The following is a 22,027-nucleotide window of genomic DNA, read 5'->3' as shown; positions in this document are numbered from 1 at the left end:
TTCGAGTACTGCGGTGTGGAAGGGGAAACGGGGTCCGGCTGCGACCGATCAGCGGTAGACGCGCTCGCAGCGGCGTTCAACCACGCGGTCGCCGTTCTTCTGCTGGCTGTTGCCCTGAATCTGGCGGCCGGCCGCACCACCGGCCACGGCGCCGGCCACGGTTGCAAGCTTCTTGCCGTTACCGCCGCCGACCTGGTTGCCGAGCAGGCCACCGATCACTGCGCCGGTAGCGGTACCCGTGATGCGGTTGGGATCGCGCGAGTTGCGCTGCACTTCCACGTTCTTGCAGACCACGCGGCTGCCGTCGTTGAACTTGCGTCCCTCATCGCGCGGCCCATAGGTCTGCGCGCCGGCCACCGACGAAGCCGCCAGCAGGGTGCCCAGCACAAGCAATCGGGTCGAGGTCTTCATGGCCATCTCCTGAGTTCCGGTATGGCACCAGTGTCCTCCCGCGGTTGGCAACCGGAAGTGAAATGCGCGTGTCCGCCACTTCATCGGCCATCGCACGTTCAGGAAGAAAATCCGCGCCCATCGCGACCAGCCGTCGCGATGGGCGCCGTCTCCCTGCCGGCATTGCCCTCTGCTAGAACTCTTCCCAACCACCCGCATTTGCGGCCAGCGTCGGCTCAAGCCGCGGCGACAGCACCGCAGGCCGGCGTACCGGCGCAACCGATGCCGCCACGGCTGCCAGCGCCGGGCGTACTGCGGCGGCGGCGGTCACCGCCCCCGTGCGGAACACCGACACGGCTTCGGCCAGCAGGTTCGCCTGCTCCTCCATCGAGCGCGCTGCGGCACTGGCTTCTTCGACCAGCGCGGCATTCTGCTGGGTGGTCTCATCCATCTGCACCACCGCCTGGTTGACCTGTTCGATGCCCGAGCTCTGCTCCTGGGAGGCAGCAGAGATATCGGCCATGATGTCGGTCACGCGCTGCACCGAAGCCACGATCTCGCCCATCGTGGTGCCGGCCTGGCGGACCAGCGCCGAGCCGTCGGCGACCTTGCCGACCGAATCCTCGATCAGGCCCTTGATCTCCTTGGCCGCGCCCGCCGAGCGCTGCGCCAGCGTACGCACTTCGCTGGCCACCACTGCAAAGCCTCTGCCCTGCTCACCAGCACGCGCAGCTTCGACCGCCGCGTTCAACGCGAGGATATTAGTCTGGAAGGCGATGCCATCGATGACCGAGATGATCTCGGCGATCTTCTTCGACGCGGCTTCGATGGCCGACATCGTGGTGACCACCTGGCCGACAACCTCGCCGCCCTGCGAGGCAACACCATGCGCGCCGATGGCCAGCTGGTTGGCCTGGCGTGCGTGCTCGGCGTTCTGCTTCACGGTAGAGGTCAGTTCCTCCATCGACGCTGCCGTTTCTTCCAGGTTCGCCGCCTGCTGTTCGGTACGCCGCGACAGGTCGGTGTTGCCCGAGGCGATCTCGCCCGCTGCCAGGTTGATGCTGGAAGCACTGGCCTGGATACGGCCCACGATCTGCTTGAGCTGATCGACGGTGGCATTGCAGTCATCACGCATGCGCGCGAACACGCCGTGGAAATCCCCCTGCATGCGCACGGTCAGGTCGCCGCGCGAGACGGCCTGCAGCAGGGTCGAGACCTGCACCAGGTTCTCGTCGGTGGTCTGCATCAGGCGATTGAGCCCTGCCACCATGTCGCGGAAATCGTAGGCGAAGCGATCTTCATCACCGCGCAGGCTGAAGTCGCCTGCCGCGGCCGCCGTCGCCAGCCGGCGGATCTCGCTGTTGATCGCCGACAGGCTGGACTTGGTTTCATCCATCGCCTGGGTGATCGCCGCCTTCTCGCCGGGCAGCGGGTCCATGTCCACCGACAGATCGCCGCGTGCGTAGTGCTTCATCACCTCGATCAGCCGGTTCTGTACCTGCACGTGCGATCCAACCAGCGCATTGGTCTCATGCACCATGCGCCCGTAGTCGCCGGGGAATGCGCTCTCGTCCATGCGGTAGCTGAGGCTGCCGGCATCGTGCTGGCGTGCCAGCTCGCCCTGCGCCGCCATCACCGACTGCAGCTGTGCCTGCATGCGCTGCATCGACTTCAGCAGCTGGGTCACCTCGTCGTTGCCGGTGGCGTCGATGCTGCTGTCCAGGCGGCCACTGGCAATGCCGTCGGCCAGCTTCACCGCGCCTTCCAGCGGACGGGTCAGGCTGCGGGTGATCGCCCAGGCCGCCAACGTGCCCAGCAGCAGGCTCAGTGCCCCGAACGCGATCGACAGCGTGCCGGTCCACGATTCGGTTGCGCGGTACTCTTCGCGGCTGCGTTCGGTCAGTGTTTCCTGGTGGCGCAGCAGGGCCGAGATGGATTCATTCCAGGCCGTAGCCAGACCGTGCTCGGCCAGCAGCTCCTTCGCTGCACCATCAAAATCCCCCGCCTTCATGCGCTCATGCAGTTGCTGGGTTGATGCATCGGTAGCCTTGCGGGCCGCCTCGATGCGCGCGACCAGGGTATCGCCGGTAGCGTCACGCGGAATCTTGATGTACCTGGCCCAGATACCGTCATAGGTCCGCGACAACTCCTGGGCACGCTGGTAATCCTTGTCGAACTCATCCCCCCGCTTGATCACCATCAGGCGGCGATGCATCAGCACCGCGTTGTTGGTATCAAGCATGTCATTCAACAAACGCATCTTCACCATGTTGACGTCCACCACTTTCTCGAACTGAGCGGATTTCAGCTGATTTCCATACAACACCAGGCCAACGATGGCCATGATGAACAGCAGCAGCAGACCGAAGCCGGCGCCAAGCCGGGATCCCACACGGAGATTACGTAAGGCAAGCATCTCAATTCCCTTGATCGTGGCCGTACGTTCGATGGCGGCGCAGCGAAGGGAAACTTTACGGGACTTTATATATGGACCGATCCAAATATATGGAACTGTGCAGGCAGTCAGAAAACAAGGCGGCAGATAATGGCGCTATATCATTATCGAATACCGCTGACACGCCAGCGCCCGATGAAAATCACGCAGATTTAACACCATAATCACGCCAGCCCCATCCAAAGCGGTCCTGGATTATCTGCACCGGACACAACTGCCGCCCGGGAGGGCTACAGTCTGCAGATGACACGGATCCTGCACATCGAAGGCACGTCCATCAACGACATCGCCAGCCTCTACGTGGAAATCAATCGTGTGTTCATGGCCGACGAAGACTGGCAGCTGGGCGCAAGCCTGGACGCGCTTGATGACCTGCTTCACGGCGGCTACGGCGCTCTCGCAGGCCATGCCACCGCCACGGTGGTGTGGCGTGACATCGCCCACAGCCGCGATGCACTGGGCCGCGAGGCCACGCGCACCTGGCTGCAGTCGAAACTCGCTCAGGGCGGCAGGTTCAACGGTCCGGCCATCCACGCTCAGTTGACGGCACTGGCGCTTGGCCAGGGACAGACCTACTTCGAGATCGTCATGGAGATCTTCGGCAGCCATCCGCAGATCACCCTGGTGCCTGGCTGAGCGGGCTGCAGCGACCAGCCCCACATCCGCTCAGAGCTTGGCCAGGGCCTCGCCCAGACGGCGCGGGAACGCCACCTCGCTGGCCAGGTGCCATGCGCGTGCATTGGCGCCCAGCCGGGTCCACTCGGACTCATCCATCGCCAGCGCGCGCTCGACGGCCTGTTCCAGCGCCTTCTCATCCACATGCCAGGTCCTGGACAGATGGCAGGGCTCGCCCTCGTGCGCGGCAACCAGGATGCCTCGGCTGTCGTCGATCATCTGATTCATCGGCGCGCCGTCGCAGGTGATCACCACCGCCCCGCAGCTCATCGCTTCCACCAGGTAATGGCCCCAGCCTTCGGTCTGCGACAGGCACAGGTGGAACGCATGTTCGTTCTGCAGGCGCTGCACCTCCTGGTCGAGCAGCCGCTCGCGGACGATCCTCAGGTTCGCGGCACCGCCCTCATCTTCGTCCGAAGGGCCGCCGCGCAGGATGGTCAGCAAAGGCCATTCGGGGTGCCGTTTCCAGACATTGACGAGTGCAGCCGTCCCCTTCATGCGGCTGGTACCGGCCGCATGCAGGAAGCTGCGCGGCCTGCGCGGCACCGCCGGGTCGTAGCGGTCACGGCTGCAGAAACCGACCTCCAGTGCGCGCATGCCCAGCGCGTTGAAGATGCGCGTGGCTTCTTCGGTCTTGGTCAGCAACGCATCGAACCGCGGCAGGATCCGCAGGCTGCGTGCGGACACCCATTCCGGATTCGGGATCAACAGATTGACGTTGGCCAGTCCGAAGCTCGCCGGCCGGACATGTTCCAGCGAGATGTTGATGTCGAACCGGGCCGGCGTGCGCCCCAGGCTCAGCCACGAGGCCAGCAGCCTGCGCAGGCGCATGCCGCGGAGTTTCCAGGCACCACCATTGCGCACCGCGTCCAGGCGGCTGACCGTCACCGTGTGCCCGAGCTGCTGCAACGAGCGCTCGATCACCTGGATGTCATGGGACAGGCCACGCTGGTTGTCGGCAGCCAGCAGATGGATATGCGCCATCAGGAGGGACTCCCTTGCCGGCGCAGGTCACGCGCCGGCAAGGCGGTCGCCAGCATGAAACCCAGCACCAGGTAGAAATAGAACGAATGCGGCATCGCCCGGTAGAACACGTTGTCCGTGAACGCCGAAAGCGCATAGACGATGACCACGGCAAGTCCGGCGGTGGCGATCATCGCGGTGATGTCGTCGGCGTGGCCGAGACGTCGCACGAAATGGATGCCGGGCAGGATGAAGACCAGCAGCATGATCAGCAGCAACGGCACGCCACCGGTCACCGCCGCTTCCAGGTACTCGTTGTGCGGGTGGTTGTAGCGGAAGATCGACTCGGACACCTCGCCGCGGGCGATGCCCTCACGTGCATAGGTACCGAACTGGTTCAGGCCCACCCCCGCCACGGGATGCTCGGCGAAGGCGTCGACCGCCACGCCCCACATGGCGATGCGCTCGCGGACCGAGCCGACCTCGTTTTCCTGGTTGAAACCGGAGATCTCGCCACTGACTTCACCGAAGCGCTGGATCACCTCATGGTTCAGCACCGAGGTGGCGCCGACCACGCCAATGACCAGGGCACCGACAAAGGCCAGTGCCCCCCGCCAGCGCCGGGTGCGCCGGACGTGCACCGCAATCACCATCAGCATGGCGGGAATGAACGCCAGGATCGGCCCGCGGCTCTGCGCCAGGATCGAACCATAGACGCCGACGGCGATGGCCACGCCGTGCAGCCAGCGTTCGGCCGGATGGACATTGGGCTGGATCAACCGGATGACCGAGAACAGCGCCATGCACAGCGTCACCATGGTGAACTCGATGGCCGTCCATTCGCCGCCACTGAAACCATGCGCGCGTTCAAGGCCCATCACGTGGTGCTGCACGATGCACGACCCGCCGAAGACCAGGGTGGACAGGGCGAAGATCTTCCAGATCAGGCGCCAGTCCAGCGCAGTGGCGAACACGGCAGCGGTGCCCAGATAGAGCAGTGTCTGTGCCGGCAGGTCCAGTTCGTTCCAGCGCAGCCCGTGCCAGAGGATGCTGTAGAAGGCATAGGCCAGGCGCAGGAAGCAGACGATCACGATGAACCGGGCGATGCGGTAGCGCAGGCGGACATCGGGCTGGCGGCGGATCAGAACCACGCCGGTGACCAGCAGGGCCAGCAGCAGCACCGCCTTCAGCAAGGTGTAGGGTGCGGAGCCGGCAAGCGGAACGATGGCGACCAGGATGCTCAGCAGGACGGTACGCCAGGTGTAACGAGGTTCGGCGGCCATGCAGGCTGCAGTCATGCTTGTTCTTTCCATCAACGCCCGCCCGGGATGAGTCGCCCCGGTTTCCATGGAGGCCGCTTGGCGGAAATCGCCGGGGCTGACACTACCGTGGGCCCCTGGGGAAATCAACCAAAGTGCCCGCGCCGGGGCGCAGGCGTTGGCGCACGGACAGCCTCGGGCCCAGCGCGGGTGCCGGGGATCATCGACCGCCCCAGGTCGCTACACTAACGATCTCTCCGGCCATGCCTGCGCGTGGCCACGCCCCGACGCCCTGCCAAGACGCGAAACGCCCCAAGTGACTGATACAAAAGACAACACCAGCAACGCCAAGGCGTCCAAGGACCACACCCCGCTGATGAAGCAGTTCTTCGCGGCCAAGTCCGATTACCCGGACCTGCTGCTGTTCTTCCGCATGGGCGACTTCTACGAACTGTTCTATGACGACGCCCGCAAGGCGGCGCGCCTGCTCGACATCACCCTGACCCAGCGCGGCAGCTCCGGGGGCGCACCGATCCCGATGGCCGGCGTGCCGGTACATGCCTATGAAGGCTACCTGGCGCGGCTGGTGGCACTGGGCGAGTCGGTGGCGATCTGCGAACAGATCGGCGACCCGGCGCTGGCCAAGGGCCTGGTCGAACGCAAGGTAGTGCGCATCGTCACCCCCGGCACCGTCACCGACGAGGCGCTGCTGGATGAACGCCGCGACACCCTGCTGATGGCCCTGTCGCGCAGCAAGCAGGGCTACGGCCTGGCCTGGGCCGACCTGGCTGGCGGCCGCTTCCTGGTCAACGAAGTGGAAACCGACGACGCCCTGGAAGCCGAACTGGCACGGCTGGAGCCGGCCGAGCTGCTGGTACCCGACGAAGAAAACTGGCCGGAGTTCCTGCGCCAGCGTACCGGCGTGCGTCGCCGCGCGCCGTGGCTGTTCGATGCCGACAGTGGCCGCCGCCAGCTGCTGAACTTCTTCAAACTGCATGATCTGAGCGGTTTCGGCATCGATGACAAGCCGCGCGCCACCGCTGCGGCCGGTGCCCTGCTTGGCTATGTCGAGGAAACCCAGAAGCAGCGCCTGCCGCACCTGACCTCGATCGCGATGGAAACCGCCGGCGAGGCGATCGCGATGAACGCCGCTACACGCCGCCATCTGGAACTGGATACGCGTGTTGATGGCGACACCCGCAATACGCTGCTGGGTGTGCTCGACAGCACGGTGACGCCAATGGGCGGTCGCCTGCTGCGGCGCTGGCTGCATCGTCCGCTGCGCCTGCGCGAGGTGCTGGTACAGCGCCACCATGCGGTGGAAACCCTGATCGATCGCGGCAGCGACGCCGACATCCGCGAGCAGTTCCGCCGCCTTGGCGACCTGGAACGCATCCTCACCCGCGTGGCGCTGCGCTCGGCGCGCCCGCGCGATTTTTCCACCCTGCGCGACGGCCTGGGCCTGCTGCCGGCGGTGCGCGACGTGCTGGCCCCGCTGGACTCACCACGCCTGCAGGCCCTGCATGCGGCGCTGGGCGAACACGACGAGTGCGCGCAGCTGCTGGCCAGCGCCATCGCCGAGATGCCGCCGCTGAAGTTGAGCGACGGCGGCGTGCTGGCCGATGGCTTCGATGAAGAGCTGGACGAACTGCGCCGCCTGTCCACCCACGCCGACCAGTTCCTGGTCGACCTGGAACAGCGCGAGCGCGAAAGCAGCGGCATTCCCACCCTGAAGGTCGGCTACAACCGCGTGCATGGCTACTACATCGAAATCAGCAAGGGCCAGTCCGACCGCGCGCCGGTGCACTACACCCGCCGCCAGACGCTGACCAATGCCGAGCGCTACATCACCGAAGAACTGAAGGCGTTCGAGGACAAGGTGCTGTCCGCGCGCGATCGTTCGCTGTCGCGCGAGAAATACCTGTACGAGCAGCTGCTGGATACCCTCGGCGGGCAGCTGGAGCCGCTGAAGCAGTGTGCTGCCGCACTCAGCGAACTGGACGTGCTGGCCGCCTTCGCCGAACGCGCGCAGGCGCTGGACTGGGCGCGACCGGAACTGCAGGCCGAGCCGTGCCTGAAGATCGAACGCGGCCGCCACCCGGTGGTCGAGGCGGTACGTGAGCAGCCGTTCGAACCGAACGACCTGGACCTGCATCCGGACCGTCGGATGCTGGTCATCACCGGCCCGAACATGGGCGGTAAATCGACCTACATGCGGCAGAACGCGCTGATCGTGCTGCTGGCCCACATCGGCAGCTTCGTGCCGGCCAGCCGTGCGCTGATCGGCCCGATCGACCGCATCCTGACCCGCATCGGCGCCGGCGACGACCTGGCCCGCGGGCAGTCGACCTTCATGGTCGAGATGGCCGAGACCAGCTACATCCTGCATCACGCCACCGCCCATTCGCTGGTGCTGATGGACGAGATCGGCCGTGGCACGTCCACCTACGATGGCCTGGCACTGGCCGACGCGGTGGCCCGCCACCTGGCCTACCAGAACCGCTGCTACACGCTGTTCGCCACCCACTACTTCGAGCTGACCGCGCTGGCCGATGAGCAGCACGAAGGCGGCCGCAGCGGCATTGCCAACGTGCACCTGGACGCGGTCGAGCACGGTGAGGCGCTGGTGTTCATGCACGCGGTGAAGGACGGCCCGGCCAACCGCAGCTTCGGCCTGCAGGTGGCCGCGCTGGCCGGCCTGCCGCGCGCGACCGTGGCGCAGGCTCGCCGTCGCCTGGCCGAGCTGGAGCAGCGTGGCGGTGAAAGCCATGCCGCCGAGTTGGCGCCGCAGGCACTGGATGCCCCGCAGCAGTTTGGCCTGTTCGCCGCGCCGACCAGCAAGGCACAGGAAGCGCTGGCGACGATCGACCCGGACGAACTGACCCCGAAGCAGGCGCTGGAAGCCCTGTACCGGTTGAAGGCGCTGCTGTAACCACAGCGCCGCGATAGGCCCTGGGCCCGGGGAGTTTCCCCGGGCTATCGAAAGGCCCCGCAAATCTGATTCTGCATTTCAATTGACAGAATCTATCAACCTGAACGAATCATTCGATTATTCATTTCATCTGGCCCTAGCTACAGTCGAGTGAAGATGTTTCCAAGTCTTCACCGCCACCAGGAGCCAGCCGATGAGCCAGTCCGACAACAACAACGCCAAGTGCCCGTATCACAGCGCCCCGTCGCCTGAGGAAGGCGCCCAGCAGCAGCGCGAGCTGAGCACCACGCCCAAGCAGAAGCATGGCGATGATCCGGTCACGCCGATGACCACGGCCTTCGGCGCGCCGGTGGTGGACAACCAGAACAGCAAGACCGCGGGCCCGCGTGGCCCGCTGCTGATGGAAGACGTCTGGCTGCTGGAGAAGCTGGCCAACCTCAACCGTGAGATCATTCCCGAGCGCCGCATGCACGCCAAGGGCTCGGGCGCGTTCGGTACCTTCACCGTCACCCACGACATCAGCAAGTACACCCGCGCCAAGCTGTTCGAGAAGGTCGGCAAGCAGACCGAGATGTTCGCCCGCTTCACCACGGTGGCCGGCGAACGTGGCGCCGCCGACGCCGAGCGTGACATCCGCGGCTTCGCACTGAAGTTCTACACCGAAGAAGGCAACTGGGACCTGGTCGGCAACAACACGCCGGTGTTCTTCCTGCGCGACCCGCGCAAGTTCGCCGACCTCAACAAGGCCGTGAAGCGCGACCCGCACACCAACCTGCGCAGCGCGCGCAACAACTGGGATTTCTGGACGCTGCTGCCCGAAGCCCTGCTGCAGGTGACCGTGGTGATGAGCGACCGCGGCATCCCGCGCAGCTTCCGCCACATGCACGGCTTCGGCTCGCACACCTACAGCTTCACCAATGCCGACAGCGAACGCTTCTGGGTGAAGTTCCACTTCGTCAGCCAGCAGGGCATCGAATCGCTGACCGACGCGCAGGCGCAGATCCTGGTCGGCCATGACCGCGAAAGCCACGGCCGCGACCTGTTCGCCGCGATCGAGAAGGGTGACTTCCCGAAGTGGAAGCTGTTCATCCAGGTCATGCCGGAACTGGATGCGGAAACCTACCGCGTGCATCCGTTCGACCTGACCAAGGTGTGGCCGAAGAGCGACTACCCGCTGATCGAAGTGGGCCAGTTCGAACTGAACCGCAACCCGGTCAACTGGTACCAGGACGTGGAGCAGTCGGCATTCGCACCGAGCAACCTGGTGCCGGGCATCGGCCCGTCGCCGGACAAGATGCTGCAGGCGCGCCTGTTTGCCTACTCCGATGCGCAGCGCTACCGCCTGGGCGTGAACCACCACCAGATTCCGGTGAACGCCGCACGCTGCCCGGTGCACAGCAACCACCGCGACGGTGCGATGCGCGTGGACGGCAACTACGGTGGCCTGCCGCACTACGAGCCGAACAGCTACGGCCAGTGGCAGGAGCAGCCGGAGTACCGCGAGCCGCCGATGAAGATCCGCGGTGATGCCGACTTCTGGAACTTCCGCGAGGACGACGCGGACTACTTCAGCCAGCCCGGCGCGCTGTTCCGCAGCTACAACCAGGCCCAGAAGGACCGCCTGTTCGCCAACACCGCCCGCGCCCTGGGCGACGCGCCGGACTTCATCAAGCAGCGCCACATCGACAACTGCAGCAAGGCCGACCCGGCCTACGGTGCCGGTGTGGCTGCGGCGCTGAAGGCGCTGGCCAGCCAGCCGTCGGATCCGTTCAAGCCGGCGCAGCCGGAAACCGACTTCCCGGCCGCCACCCCGGGCGCGGAAGACATCGAGCTCTGATCGCCCCTCCGCGCGTACGGCACGCCGCCTCCCTGTGGGGCGGCGTCGCCGTTTTAACGGTCCGCGTCGTATCGTCTGCACGCCCAACCCCAATCAAGGAGCCCCCTGATGAGCCTGACCGATGAACTTCTCGCCAAACTGCAGGGCGCGCCGCTGCAGCAGGTGTCGCAGCAGCTCGGCATCAGCGATACCCAGGCGTCCGGTGCGATCAGTGCCGCACTGCCGGTGCTGATGGGCGCGCTGGGCAACAACGCCTCGCAGCCGCAGGGCGCGCAGGCGCTGCTCGGCGCCTTGCAGAACAATCATAGTGGGCTGGACCTGGGCAGCGTGCTCGGCTCGGTGCTGGGCGGCGGTGGCGGTGGTGCTGCCAGTGATGGCGCCGGCATCCTCGGCCATATCTTCGGCGGCAGCCAGCAGAAGGTGGAAACCGGCCTGGCCCAGGCCACCCAGCTCGACAGCGGCCGCACCAGCCAGCTGCTGCAGATCCTCGCGCCGATCGTGATGGCCTTCCTTGCCCAGCGCCTCGGTGGCGGCCAGGCCGATGCCGGCTCGCTCAGCCAGGCCCTTGGCCAGGAAAAGCTGCAGGTGCAGCAACAGGGCGGTCTTGCCGGTGGCCTGCTCGGCAGCCTGCTGGACCAGGACGGTGACGGCCAGCTCGGCGTGGGCGATCTGCTCAAGATCGGCGGCAGCCTGCTGGGTGGCAAGCGCTGAGCGATGCCGCCGCCGGGCGTGGCCCGGCGTGATCGGCATCTCCATGGGAAGCGCCGGGCCGTGCCCGGCGTCTTACCGGTTGCCCGCCTTCAACCGCTCCAGGATCGGCGCAAACACCGGTGCCTTCATCGAACGCGGCGGCGCCACGGACTTTCCCTGCTCCTGTGCCTGCCAGTACGACCACGGCAGCGGCCCGTCGCCCAGCTCGTAGTCCATGCCATCCCAGCCATCCTCGCGGAAGGCGTAGAACGCCCAATGCACCTTGTCCTGCTCCAGCACCTGCAGCACGTCCCGCAGGTAGCGCTGGCAGTCGGGCCAGCGCCGCATGCAGCCGAATTCGCTGACCACCATGCGGTTAGCGCCCACGCCATGCGACTTCGCCCAGTCCATCGGCTGCTGCAGGTAACTGCGGACCCGCGCGGCATCCCAGCGTTCGCTGTGCTCGCCAAACGGCACCACGCCGGGGTAGCGATACGGCGTGGTGCGCTTCTGGTTAGGTGCGCTGGTTGCGGCATACGGCTCATACATGTGCACGCTGTACAGCAGTTTCGAATCCGCCAGCGGCGCCGGCCAGTAGTTGAAACCATCGGCAGCGGCGTACCAGCCGGCATCCAGCATCAACGGCATGTCCGCATCGACCTCGCGGATGCTGGCGATCAGTTCCGAATAGAAACGGCGCAGATCACGTGGACCGTCTTCCACACCGGCGTACCACTGCTGCATGGCCGCGGCCGAGGCATGTTCGGCCAGGCCAGCACCATACTCGGGAACCGGTTCGTTGATCAGGTTGTAGGCAGCCAGTGCGGGATGGCCCTTCAATGCCGTGGCGAGGTCGCTCCAGAAGCGCCGGGCCGGCACGTGATTGTCGAAGGACCGCCACAGGCGCGGATCGACCTTGTCGCCGTTGTGCTGCTTCCAGCGCAGCAACGGCAACGACAAAGGAGTCAGCACCACTTTCAGCCCAGCCGCGTCGGCATCATCCAGCACCCGCCGCAGCGTGGCCAGGTCGGCCGGAACCAAGCCACGGTAGTCGTCGGCGTTGCCAATCAGGAAGTCACGCCCTCCCTGCCCCTTCCACTTGTCCGGTACCAGCCGTACCCAGGTCGCACCGGTTGCACGCAGCGCCTCGAAGTAGCTCCTGTCCGGAGGCGACATGTTCATGCTGTTGCCGCCGCGTTGCGGAGTATCCCAGAAGCTGATGTCGGCGGCGTACACCGGGGCGGCGGCGAGGGTCAGGCACAGCAGGCTGTGGCGCAGGCGCATTGCGATCTTCCATGACAGGATGTTCCGACCCTGCCGGAGGCCTGCCCAACAACGGCTGACCGGAACCTTACCCGCCGGGCATGGCCCGGCGCTACCGACGGAATCCCGCGCACACGGCATCCGCCATGCATGGCGGATGCGTCACAGCGCGTCGATGTCTCCCAACGCACGGATCAACCGCCGCGCGCGCTTGTCCGGTTTGTGCTCTGGCGGTTGGAACCCATCGCGTGCGGCGATGCGCAGCGCACGCTGTTCGGCACGACGGGCCTTGGAGGCCTCGCTCTCGGCATACAGTTGCTGCGCCGTCGGTGCGGGCCCGCGCTGATCGCTCAGGCCGAGCACCCGGATCTCGAAATGCTCCTCGCCGCGATCGACCTGCAGCCGCTCACCCACACGCACCGCGCGTGAGGATTTCGGGCGCTGCCCCGCGACGCTGACCTTGCCGGTTTCGATGGCCTGCTTGGCCAGGCTGCGGGTCTTGAAGAAACGGGCCGCCCACAACCAGATGTCCAGGCGGACACTGGGCGACAGCGGGGAAAGCTCAGTCATCGGCAGGGACTACTCCGTTCGCTTGTTCAGGGGACGCGGGTTGTCGGGGTCGGTGCGGCAACCGCTGCCCCCGATCAGGGTGGGTACGCCGGCGGAAAGATCCTGGCGCTGGCTGCCGACCAGGCACTCGGGGCGGTCGGTTGGCCGCACCTGGGTATCGCCCAGCCGGTCACCTGTCGAACATGCGGCCAGTGCGGCGCCGATCAAGGCCAGCGCCACGCTCCGCTTCATCTGCAGTCGTTGATGCATTGCCACATCCTGCAAACCGGCTTGGTGCTAGTGTGCGCCTCCCGGGATTCGATCACCACTCCATGGCCAAAGCGCCGCTTGACCTGACCTCCGGCCCGATCGGCCGCAATCTCCTGCTGTTTTCCCTGCCGATCCTGGCAGGCAACATCGCGCAGTCGCTGAACGGTTCGGTGAATGCGGTCTGGGTCGGGCGCTTCCTCGGCGAGACGGCACTGACCGCCACCGCGAACGCCAACAACATCATGTTCTTCCTCATCGGCTCGGTGTTCGGCTTCGGCATGGCCTCGACCATCCTGATCGGCCAGGCCATCGGCGCGCGCGACATCGCGCAGGCGCGGCGCGTGGTCGGCACCAGCGCCACCTTCTTCATCGGCCTGTCGGTAATCATCGCCATCGCCGGCTGGTTCATGGCCCATCCGCTGCTGGCGGCGATGGGCACGCCGGCCGCCTCGCTGCCGCTGGCCGAGGCCTACCTGCAGATCATCTTCCTGGCGATGCCGACGCTGTATGCGTTCGCCTTCCTCACCGCCGCGCTGCGCGGTGCCGGTGACTCGCGCACGCCGTTCCGTTTCCTGATGGTCTCGGTGGCGCTGGACATCGTGCTGAACCCGGTACTGATCTTCGGCATGGGCCCGTTCCCGGCGCTGGGCATTGCCGGCTCGGCCTGGGCCACGCTGGTCGCGCAGACGCTGTCGCTGGTAGGCCTGCTGCTGTACATGCGGCACAAGCGCCACACGCTGTGGCTGGGCCGTGCCGACATGCGCCTGTTCAAGCTCGACCTGACCATCCTCAAGGCGCTGGTGGTCAAGGGCGTACCGATGGGCCTGCAGATGGTGCTGATCTCGCTGTCGGTGATCCTGCTGATGACCATGGTCAACCAGTACGGCACCGACACCGGCGCGGGTTACGGCGCCGCGCTGCAGTTGTGGAACTACCTGCAGATGCCGGCGATGGCGATCGGCGCCGCGTGCTCGTCGATGGCCGCACAGAACGTCGGTGCGCAGCGCTGGGACCGCGTGCGCGGCACCGCGCGCCAGGGCGTGCTGTTCAATTTCCTGCTGACCGGCGCGCTGATCCTGCCGCTGGTGCTGTTCGACCGCCAGCTGCTGGCCCTGTTCCTGCCACCCGCCAGCCAGGCGCTGGACATCGCCCGCCACCTCAACCACGTGGTGATCGGCTCGTTCCTGTTCTTCGGTGTCAGCTTCGTGATCTCCGGCGTGGTGCGCTCCACCGGCGCAGTGATTCCGCCGCTGCTGATCCTGGCCGGTTCGCTGTGGGGCGTGCGCGTGCCGTTCGCCGAGCTGCTGCAGCCGTACTGGGGCGCCGATGCGATCTGGTGGAGCTTCCCGGTCAGTTCGCTGGTGTCGATGCTGCTGTCGCTGGCGTATTACCGCTGGGGTGGCTGGCGCAAGGCGAAGATGATGGGCAAGCCTTCGCACGCCGAAGAACTGGCCACGCCGTCGGAAATTCCGGCCTGCCCACCGTCGCCGGTGGCCGACCCGGATGCCGCGCTGGATGCCACTCCGCCGCGCTGAGGTGGGTGCGGACCGTTGGTCCGCACAGGCGCAGCCCTCCAAGCCGAGCATGGGCTCGGCGTTACAGAAGGCGGTCAGCGTTTCTTCTTCGCCGCGTTGTAGGTCGCCGCCGCGCGCATCAGCGCCTTGAACGCAGCGGCATCCGGCATCGCACCTTCATGGATGTCGATCGCGCGCCGCGTGTTGCCCTCCAGGCTGGCGTTGAACAGGCCTTTCGGATCGGCCAACGCCGCACCGTTGGCGAAGGTCAGTTTCACCGCCTGCTTGTAGGTCTCGCCGGTGCACAGGATGCCGTTGTGCTCCCACACCGGTGTACCGCGCCACTTCCAGGTTTCCTGCACGTCCGGCAGCGCTTCATGGATCAACGCACGCACGCGTGCCAGCACTTCGCCACGCCAGTCGCCCAGCTCGGCGATGCGTGCATCGATCAGTTCAGCTGCCGGGGTTCCGGCATCGTCAGGGTTCGGCGCGTGCGTGGCCATCAGCGGTTCTCGTCGGCAAGCAGATCAGAACGGTGGGCTTACATGTGTTCGCCGGGCAACGCGGCGGCCTGGCGCACCCAGTCAAGGAACTGTGCTTCATCCAGCGCGCCATCCTGCGGGATGTGCAGGTAGCGCGTATCGGCACTCCTGGACGGCTCAGGTGGCATCGGCTTCAGTGCAGCGCCACGGAAGAACGCCACCTTGATGTAGCGGGTGAAGTAATGGAAGCTGAGAAACCAGCCTTCGCCCGCGGCCACCGCATACATCGGCGAGTTCCATTTCACCGCCTTGTGCACGCCGGGTACGGCCTGTTCGATCAGCGCATCCAGCTGTTCGCCGATCGGACGTTTCCAGCCAGGCATGGCGGCAATGTACGCCTGCACCGGGGCATTGCCCTCGCCCTTGGCGATCTGCGGGTTGCCGCCGGACAGCAGCGTGGGTGTGGCGGAGGGTGCGGTTCGCTTGGCGGGCATCGCACGGCACGTCCATCGGGATGACACCGCAGCCTAGCGCGGCCTGTACCGTGCGGTCACGGCGCGGTGCGCCATCGGTTCAGTCCGCCTGCCGCGCACGGAACTGCCGCCAGTCCGGCAGCTTGCGGTGGCGGCGCAGCGAGCGCATCAAGGCCGCCATCACCACGCCGAACAGCGCACCAGCCAACAGCCCGGCCACCAGCAACAGCGCCAGCGGGCGCTCGCTGCCCTGCCACAGCATCAGCCACATCAGCGCGGTCCAGAACAGACCGAACAGCAGGCCCTGCACCAGCGCATTGGTGGCGAATCCGGCCAGGATCGGCGGCGGCAAGGCAATGCCCATGCGCCACAGCAGGCGATGCAACAGCGGCGCGGACTGCACGCGCGCCATCCCCTTGCCGTCGAGAAAGCGCAACGCCGACTGGATCACGGCGGGATAGCGCGGGTTGATGTCGTTCATCAGCTGATCGTGGCCGATGCGATGCCGGAAACGCAAACGGCCACCCGAAGGTGGCCGTCGCGGCAACAACCGAAGTTGTTTATCAGGCCTTTTCGGCCAGACGGGCAGCCTTGGCGGCAGCAGCGGCAGCCAGGTCTTCCTTGATGCGGGCAGCCTTGCCTTCCAGGCCACGCAGGTAGTACAGCTTGCCGGCGCGGACCTTACCACGACGCTTCACTTCGACCGAGTCGATGATGGCGCTGTGGGTCTGGAAAACGCGCTCGACGCCGTAGCCGTGCGAGATCTTGCGGACGGTGAACGAGGAGTTCAGGCCGGCGTTCTTGGTGGCGATGACAACGCCTTCGTAGGCCTGCACGCGTTCGCGGCTGCCTTCCTTCACCTTCACGTTGACGACAACGGTGTCGCCCTGGCTGAACTTCGGCAGTTCACGGGTGATCTGGGCGGATTCGAATTCCGCGACGATGGACTTGTTCAGCTTGCTCATGGGTTACACCGATTCTTGTTCGGGTGGGCGTGTCGTATCGACAACGTAGGCTCATGCAGTCACCGGACTGTGCTGCACGTTTGTTTTGGGTACTGCGCGCGCCGACCGGGGCCGGCGGGAATTAGCCATGATAGCCGATAAAGCCAGCCCTGCGCTAGGGGCTGGCCTTGTGTTTCTGGGCCTGACGGCCCTGCTCCAGCAGCTTGCGGTCGGCCTTGCCCAACGCCTGTTCATCCAGCAGGTCCGGGCGCCGCTGCGCGGTACGGACCAGCGACTGCTGGCGGCGCCAGGCCGCGATGGCCGCGTGGTTGCCCGAGCGCAGCACATCCGGCACGTCACCCAGCGGATGCTGGGCCGGCTGGCTGTAATGCGGGCAGTCGAGCAGGCCGAGGTCACCCTCGAAGCTGTCCTGCGCCGCCGATTCAGCGTCATTCAGGGCGCCGTCCTGCAGGCGGGCCACGGCGTCGATGATCACCGCCGCACCCAGTTCGCCGCCGGACAGCACGTAGTCGCCGAGGGAAATCTCCTCGTCGACGTTGGCCTCCAGGAAACGCTCGTCGATGCCTTCATAGCGGCCGCAGAGCAGGACCATGCGCGGCAGCGCCGCCAGTTCCCGCACCTTGGCCTGGGTCAACGGCGCACCCTGCGGGCTGAGGTAGATCACCCGCATTGGGGTCGGATCAGCATCGCGGATTGCCTGCAGGCAGGCCTGCAACGGCTCGATCAGCATCACCATGCCCGGGCCACCACCGAACGGACGGTCGTCCACCCGGCGGTAGTTGCCTTCGGCGTAATCACGGGGATTCCAGCCGTGCAGGCTGAACAATCCCTTTTCCTGCGCACGCCCGACCACGCCCAGTCCGGCGGACTGGGCGAGGAACTCGGGAAACAGGGTGATGACGTCGAAACGCATGCTCACACTCAGAACTCGGGATCCCAGTCGACCACGACCAGGTTGGCCTCGAAGTCGACCGACTTGACGAAGTCCGGCTGCACGAACGGAATCATCCGCTCGCGGTCACCACGGACCACCACCACATCGTTTGCGCCGGTGCTGAACAGGTGCGAGACCTGGCCCAGGGCAACGCCCTCGGTGGTCTTCACATCCAGGCCTTCCAGGTCCACCCAGTAATACTCATCGGGCTTCGGCGGCGGCAATGCACTGCGGGCCACGTAGATCTCGGTGCCGTGCATCGCTTCGACGGTATCGCGGTCCTCGACGCCGGGGAAACGGGCGACCAGGTGCTTGCCGCTGTCGCGGCCGCGTACACCTTGAATCGTGGTTTCCACGCCGGACGGGCTGCGCACGATCCACGGCTGGTAACGGAAAATGGCGGAACGTGGCTCGGTCCAGGACTCGAGCTTGATCTCGCCGCGCACACCAAAAGCGCCGACAACCCTGCCCAGCAGGATGCGGCGCTCGATATCTTTCATCTGCTTCAACCAAGAGGGCCACGCCGAAGCGTGGCCCGTCAGGATCAGGCCGCAGCGGCCTGGGACTTGGTCGCTTCCTTGATCAGGTTGCGGACCTTGTCGGTCGGCTGCGCGCCGTTCTTGACCCAATGATCAACGCGGGCCAGGTCCAGCTCGATGCGCTTCTCGGCGCCCTGGGCGACCGGGTTGTAGAAGCCAACGCGCTCGATGTTGCGGCCGTCGCGCGCGCTGCGCACGTCGGTGACGATGATGTGGTAGAACGGACGCTTCTTGGCGCCGCCGCGGGTCAGTCGAATCTTGACCATGGTGTTTTTCCTATTGCCCAGTCGCCAGGATGGCGAGGTAAGCGGGCGATTATAGCGGCAGAGCCCGGCCGAGCCAACCCCATGGTGACCAGCCTTCACGGTAGTGCCGGGCCATGCCCGGCGGGCTTTTCACCCCAAACCGTCCCAAGCCACCGCCGCCAGCACCGCCCTGCCCTGTTCAGCCAAGGCCTGCGAGCCGGGCAGGACATGCCCGTCGATGGCCTCCAGCGCCCACAGGCCGCTGGCGTTGCAGGCAAAAGCGGCCTTCACGCCAGCCATATCCGCCAGCCGCAACGGCTGCGTAGCCTGTGCCCCCGGCCAATACTGCTTCAGCAGCGCCTCGGCGGTGCCGCGCAGGGCAGGCGCCTGCGGCCAGAGCAGCCGTTCACCATCGTGCACGGCCAGGTTCCAGGTGCTGCCTTCACTCATTTCGCCATCGGCGGTCACGAACAGCACATCGTCGAATCCTTCCGCCATCGCCGCGCGGCGCTCGGCGAACAGGCCGAAGGTGCCCACATGTTTGATCTGCGGCAGTTCGCGCTGCCAGGCCACGCTGCGCACACGCTTGGAGGCGGTCAGCGTCACCGGCGCGGACACCGCCACCAGCACGTCCACCGGCACCGCCGCCAGCGGATTGCGGAAATCGAAGTGGCGCGAATACACCGTCACCCGCAACGAGGCATCGCCCTGCCCCGCTTGCCGCAGCGCCTGCACCATCCAAGCCCGCACCTGCGCCATATCCAGCTCGCTACCGAACAGCTCGCGCGTGGCATGCGACAGCCGCGCCAGATGCAGGTCCAGTCCCTGCACCGCGTGGTCGCGCACCTGCAGCGAGGTGAAGTGGCCGTAGTTGACGAGCGCCGGCAGCAGATCCTCCACCTGTGCCGGCTGGCCGTTGCAAGTCAGCGTCATCGCAGCAGTGCCTGCGCCTGGCTCCACATGCCGCGCAGCACGTCTGCGGCCGGCTGTGCCGGCGCCATCCACGCCGACTGCCCGGCCCAGGCCTGCATCGCGGCCAGGCGGTTTTCCTGCACGGCCTGCCTGCGCATCGGCGCGGTCAGCCCGCGCTGCACCGGGTACGGACGCGGCGCCGGGGCGCCTTCTGCGGCGGCGGCGCGCACGTAGGGTGTCGCCAGACCACGGCCCAGACGACCGCTGAAGGCGCGGGTCGGCCAGGTGTCTTCCGGTTCGCTGGCGGCCAGCCCATCGGCCCACGCCGAGGCGATCGCTGCTTCCGGCGTGCGCAGGAACGCGGTGCCGATCTGCACGGCGCTGGCCCCCAAGGTGAGTGCGGCGGCGATACCACGGCCATCGGCGATGCCGCCGGCGGCAATCACCGGAATGTGCAGGTGATCGGCCAGCCGCGGCAGCAGCGCGAACAGGCCGACCAGCTGGCGTTCGGCCATCGCCGGATCGAATGAACCACGATGCCCACCCGCTTCCACGCCCTGTGCCACCACGGCATCGGCACCGGCGTCCTGTGCCGCGCGCGCTTCGGACAACGTGGTCGCACAGGCGATCCAGGCAATGCCGGCATCCTTCAGCTGCTGTACGTGGCGCGGCAGCAGCACGCCCATGATGGTCGAGGCCACCGCAGGACGCGCCGCCAGCAGCGCGGCGAACTGTTCTTCGAAGTAGGCGGGCGTGGCATCGGCGGCGCTGGCCGGCACTTCCGGGCCCCACTGCGCCAGGAAGGCGCGGCTGGCGGCCTCGGCGGCTACGTCACGGGTCGGCACCGGATCAGGCACCCACAGGTTCACCTGTGCCGGGCCGGTGGAGGTCGCGCGGAAGTCCTCCATCCAACGACCGATATCGGCAGATGACGACAGCACCGCGCCCATTGCCCCCATGCTGCCGGCATTGGCCAGCGCAGCCGACAGCGGCACCGGGCAGGCACCGGCCATCGGTGCCAACAGGATCGGAAGCTGCAATGAAAAACGCCGACAAAAGGTGTCGGCGCGTTCAAGAATCGGCGATGCGTTCACGCGACATACCTGTTGGAGAAGTCGCCGCCCAGCATACGCCAGTCATTGTGACCGGGGCCGGATCGCGATTCGCGCCGGCCCCGTCGCTGCATCAACGGAACGGCATGCCGCGGCCGCCCATGGCACCCATCATGCCCTTCATGCTGCGCAGCATGCCCTTCATGCCGCCGCCAGCCATCTTGCTCATCATCTTTTCCATCTGCATGTACTGCTTCATCAGCTTGTTGACGTCGGCCGGGGTCACGCCCGAGCCCTTGGCGATGCGCGCGCGGCGCGAGCCATTGAGCAGGTTCGGATTGCGCCGTTCCTTCTTGGTCATCGAGCTGATGATGGCGATCATGCGCGGCACTTCCTTGCCCTGGCTGACCTGCTGCTTCAGATGGTCGGGAATGTTGCCCAGGCCCGGCAGCTTGTCCATCAGGCCGCCGATGCCGCCCATGTTCTGCATCTGCTCCAGCTGGTCACGCATGTCGTTCAGGTCGAACTTCTTGCCCTTGGCGACCTTCTCGGCCAGCTTGGCGGCCTTGTCCTTGTCGACCTGCTGCTCGACCTGCTCGACCAGCGACAGCACGTCGCCCATGTCGAGGATGCGGCTGGCAATGCGGTCCGGGTGGAACACGTCCAGGCCTTCCGGCTTTTCGCTGACACCGACGAACTTGATCGGCTTGCCGGTGATGTAGCGCACGCTCAGCGCGGCACCGCCGCGGGCGTCGCCGTCGGTCTTGGTCAGCACCACGCCGGTCAGCGGCAGGGCGTCGCCGAAGGCCTTGGCGGTGTTGGCCGCGTCCTGGCCGGTCATGGCGTCGACCACGAACAGGGTCTCGGCCGGGTTCACCGCCGCGTGCAGGGCCTTGATCTCGGCCATCATCGCTTCGTCGATGGCCAGGCGGCCGGCGGTATCGACCAGCAGCACGTCGACGAACGACTTGCGTGCATCGTCGATGGCGGCGCGCACGATGGCTTCCGGCTTCTGGTCGGCGCTGGACGGGAAGAACAGCACGCCCACCTGCTCGGCCAGGGTCTTCAGCTGCTCAATCGCGGCCGGACGGTAGACGTCGGCCGAGACCACCATCACCTTCTTCTTGCGCTTTTCCTTCAGGTGCTTGGCCAGCTTGCCCACCGTGGTGGTCTTGCCGGCACCCTGCAGGCCTGCCATCAGGATAATGGCCGGGGCCGGAACGTTGAGGTTCAGGTCGCTGGCTTCGGCGCCCATCACCGCGGTCAGCTCGTCGCGCACGACCTTGATCAGGGCCTGGCCCGGGGTCAGCGACTTCAGTACTTCCTGGCCGACCGCGCGCACCTTGATGCGCTCGATCAGGGCCTGCACCACCGGCAGCGCCACGTCGGCTTCGAGCAGCGCGATGCGGACCTCGCGGGTCGCCTCGCGGATGTTCTCCTCGGTCAGGCGGCCACGGCCACGCAGGCGCTCGATGGTGCCGGAAAGGCGCTGGGTCAGGGACTCGAACATGCGACGCAACCTGTCTGAAAGCGGGGGACAATAAGGCAGAGAGTATAACGGGTCCGGCTGTCTCCCCGGGCTGCGACCACGGGGCCGTCGCCACCGCCGCAGGGGTATGCGAAACTGC

The 22,027-nt window shown here is 66.4% G+C and carries 22 protein-coding genes; 5 read left to right on the top strand and 17 right to left on the bottom strand.

Annotation, left to right across the window (positions count from 1 at the left end):
- Positions 1-48 precede the first annotated feature (48 nt).
- Together ACW5IY_RS06695 and ACW5IY_RS06690 are read right to left on the bottom strand one after the other, a co-directional pair.
- Positions 49-417, bottom strand: coding sequence for a glycine zipper 2TM domain-containing protein (locus ACW5IY_RS06695; protein ID WP_032127541.1), 369 nt, complete (start codon positions 415-417; stop codon positions 49-51).
- Between the two features lie 166 nt (positions 418-583).
- Positions 584-2,806, bottom strand: coding sequence for a methyl-accepting chemotaxis protein (locus ACW5IY_RS06690; protein ID WP_049433909.1), 2,223 nt, complete (start codon positions 2,804-2,806; stop codon positions 584-586).
- A gap of 282 nt (positions 2,807-3,088) precedes the next feature.
- Between ACW5IY_RS06690 and ACW5IY_RS06685 the strand changes: the two genes are divergently transcribed.
- On the top strand, positions 3,089-3,481 hold the full coding sequence (locus tag ACW5IY_RS06685) for a barstar family protein (protein ID WP_049433910.1): 393 nt from the start codon (positions 3,089-3,091) through the stop codon (positions 3,479-3,481).
- A 30-nt stretch (positions 3,482-3,511) separates the two neighbouring features.
- Here the strand turns inward: ACW5IY_RS06685 and ACW5IY_RS06680 are convergent, their stop codons facing one another.
- Together ACW5IY_RS06680 and ACW5IY_RS06675 are read right to left on the bottom strand one after the other, a co-directional pair.
- Entirely contained in the window at positions 3,512-4,504 is a 993-nt protein-coding gene (locus ACW5IY_RS06680; RefSeq protein ID WP_019337566.1) for a glycosyltransferase, read from the bottom strand.
- Positions 4,504-5,781, bottom strand: a complete 1,278-nt coding sequence (locus ACW5IY_RS06675) for an O-antigen ligase family protein (protein WP_019337565.1) — start codon at positions 5,779-5,781, stop codon at positions 4,504-4,506. Before ACW5IY_RS06675 ends, ACW5IY_RS06680 begins: the two co-directional genes overlap by 1 nt.
- A 337-nt stretch (positions 5,782-6,118) precedes the next feature.
- Here ACW5IY_RS06675 and mutS point away from each other — a divergent pair, with 337 nt between their 5' ends.
- From mutS to ACW5IY_RS06660, 3 genes are all read left to right on the top strand, one after another.
- On the top strand, positions 6,119-8,674 hold the full coding sequence (gene mutS, locus ACW5IY_RS06670) for a DNA mismatch repair protein MutS (RefSeq protein ID WP_049433937.1): 2,556 nt from the start codon (positions 6,119-6,121) through the stop codon (positions 8,672-8,674).
- Between the two features lie 193 nt (positions 8,675-8,867).
- Positions 8,868-10,511, top strand: a complete 1,644-nt coding sequence (locus ACW5IY_RS06665; RefSeq protein ID WP_049433938.1) for a catalase — start codon at positions 8,868-8,870, stop codon at positions 10,509-10,511.
- 108 nt (positions 10,512-10,619) lie between these two features.
- Complete coding sequence (locus ACW5IY_RS06660) at positions 10,620-11,222, top strand: DUF937 domain-containing protein (protein WP_049433939.1); 603 nt, start codon at positions 10,620-10,622, stop codon at positions 11,220-11,222.
- 72 nt (positions 11,223-11,294) lie between these two features.
- On the opposite strand, the gene ACW5IY_RS06655 is transcribed toward ACW5IY_RS06660, so the two are convergent.
- The 3 genes from ACW5IY_RS06655 to ACW5IY_RS06645 form a co-directional block, all read right to left on the bottom strand.
- Positions 11,295-12,485 (bottom strand): glycoside hydrolase family 5 protein, encoded by a 1,191-nt coding sequence (locus ACW5IY_RS06655; RefSeq protein WP_049433940.1) that lies wholly within the window; start codon positions 12,483-12,485, stop codon positions 11,295-11,297.
- A 141-nt stretch (positions 12,486-12,626) separates the two neighbouring features.
- The gene (locus ACW5IY_RS06650; RefSeq protein WP_049433941.1) at positions 12,627-13,034 is read right to left on the bottom strand and encodes an RNA-binding S4 domain-containing protein; all 408 of its coding nucleotides are present in this window, start codon (positions 13,032-13,034) and stop codon (positions 12,627-12,629) included.
- A gap of 9 nt (positions 13,035-13,043) precedes the next feature.
- Positions 13,044-13,283, bottom strand: a complete 240-nt coding sequence (locus ACW5IY_RS06645) for a hypothetical protein (protein WP_010483240.1) — start codon at positions 13,281-13,283, stop codon at positions 13,044-13,046.
- Between the two features lie 62 nt (positions 13,284-13,345).
- Between ACW5IY_RS06645 and ACW5IY_RS06640 the strand changes: the two genes are divergently transcribed.
- Positions 13,346-14,818 (top strand): MATE family efflux transporter, encoded by a 1,473-nt coding sequence (locus ACW5IY_RS06640; RefSeq protein WP_049433942.1) that lies wholly within the window; start codon positions 13,346-13,348, stop codon positions 14,816-14,818.
- A gap of 74 nt (positions 14,819-14,892) precedes the next feature.
- Here the strand turns inward: ACW5IY_RS06640 and ACW5IY_RS06635 are convergent, their stop codons facing one another.
- The 10 genes from ACW5IY_RS06635 to ffh all read right to left on the bottom strand — a co-directional run bounded on the left by ACW5IY_RS06635 (position 14,893) and on the right by ffh (position 21,909).
- Positions 14,893-15,300 carry a DUF1801 domain-containing protein gene (locus ACW5IY_RS06635; protein WP_049433943.1) on the bottom strand — a complete coding sequence of 136 codons (408 nt, stop codon included), beginning with the start codon at positions 15,298-15,300 and terminating at the stop codon, positions 14,893-14,895.
- Between the two features lie 38 nt (positions 15,301-15,338).
- A complete protein-coding gene (locus tag ACW5IY_RS06630) occupies positions 15,339-15,773 on the bottom strand; it encodes a DUF1801 domain-containing protein (RefSeq protein WP_457327055.1) in 435 nt (144 codons plus the stop codon).
- A gap of 79 nt (positions 15,774-15,852) precedes the next feature.
- On the bottom strand, positions 15,853-16,233 hold the full coding sequence (locus ACW5IY_RS06625) for a DUF6404 family protein (RefSeq protein ID WP_019337559.1): 381 nt from the start codon (positions 16,231-16,233) through the stop codon (positions 15,853-15,855).
- A gap of 82 nt (positions 16,234-16,315) precedes the next feature.
- A complete protein-coding gene (gene rplS / locus ACW5IY_RS06620) occupies positions 16,316-16,717 on the bottom strand; it encodes a 50S ribosomal protein L19 (RefSeq protein ID WP_005408597.1) in 402 nt (133 codons plus the stop codon).
- Positions 16,718-16,871: 154 nt separating this feature from the next.
- Positions 16,872-17,630: a tRNA (guanosine(37)-N1)-methyltransferase TrmD gene (gene trmD / locus ACW5IY_RS06615; protein ID WP_049433945.1), complete on the bottom strand. Its 759-nt coding sequence runs from the start codon at positions 17,628-17,630 to the stop codon at positions 16,872-16,874.
- A gap of 8 nt (positions 17,631-17,638) precedes the next feature.
- Positions 17,639-18,151: a ribosome maturation factor RimM gene (gene rimM / locus ACW5IY_RS06610; RefSeq protein WP_043396669.1), complete on the bottom strand. Its 513-nt coding sequence runs from the start codon at positions 18,149-18,151 to the stop codon at positions 17,639-17,641.
- A gap of 44 nt (positions 18,152-18,195) precedes the next feature.
- Positions 18,196-18,456, bottom strand: a complete 261-nt coding sequence (gene rpsP / locus ACW5IY_RS06605; protein WP_005415733.1) for a 30S ribosomal protein S16 — start codon at positions 18,454-18,456, stop codon at positions 18,196-18,198.
- Between the two features lie 129 nt (positions 18,457-18,585).
- Entirely contained in the window at positions 18,586-19,368 is a 783-nt protein-coding gene (locus ACW5IY_RS06600; protein ID WP_049433946.1) for an aminotransferase class IV family protein, read from the bottom strand.
- Positions 19,365-20,441, bottom strand: coding sequence for an NAD(P)H-dependent flavin oxidoreductase (locus tag ACW5IY_RS06595; RefSeq protein WP_049433947.1), 1,077 nt, complete (start codon positions 20,439-20,441; stop codon positions 19,365-19,367). Before ACW5IY_RS06595 ends, ACW5IY_RS06600 begins: the two co-directional genes overlap by 4 nt.
- Positions 20,442-20,532: 91 nt before the next feature.
- Positions 20,533-21,909 (bottom strand): signal recognition particle protein, encoded by a 1,377-nt coding sequence (gene ffh / locus ACW5IY_RS06590; RefSeq protein WP_005408591.1) that lies wholly within the window; start codon positions 21,907-21,909, stop codon positions 20,533-20,535.
- Positions 21,910-22,027: the final 118 nt, after the last annotated feature.

This window comes from Stenotrophomonas sp. C-A (genome assembly GCF_054030835.1).
Note: the sequence above shows the minus strand (reverse complement) of the source record. Positions and strands in the feature narration are given on the sequence as shown.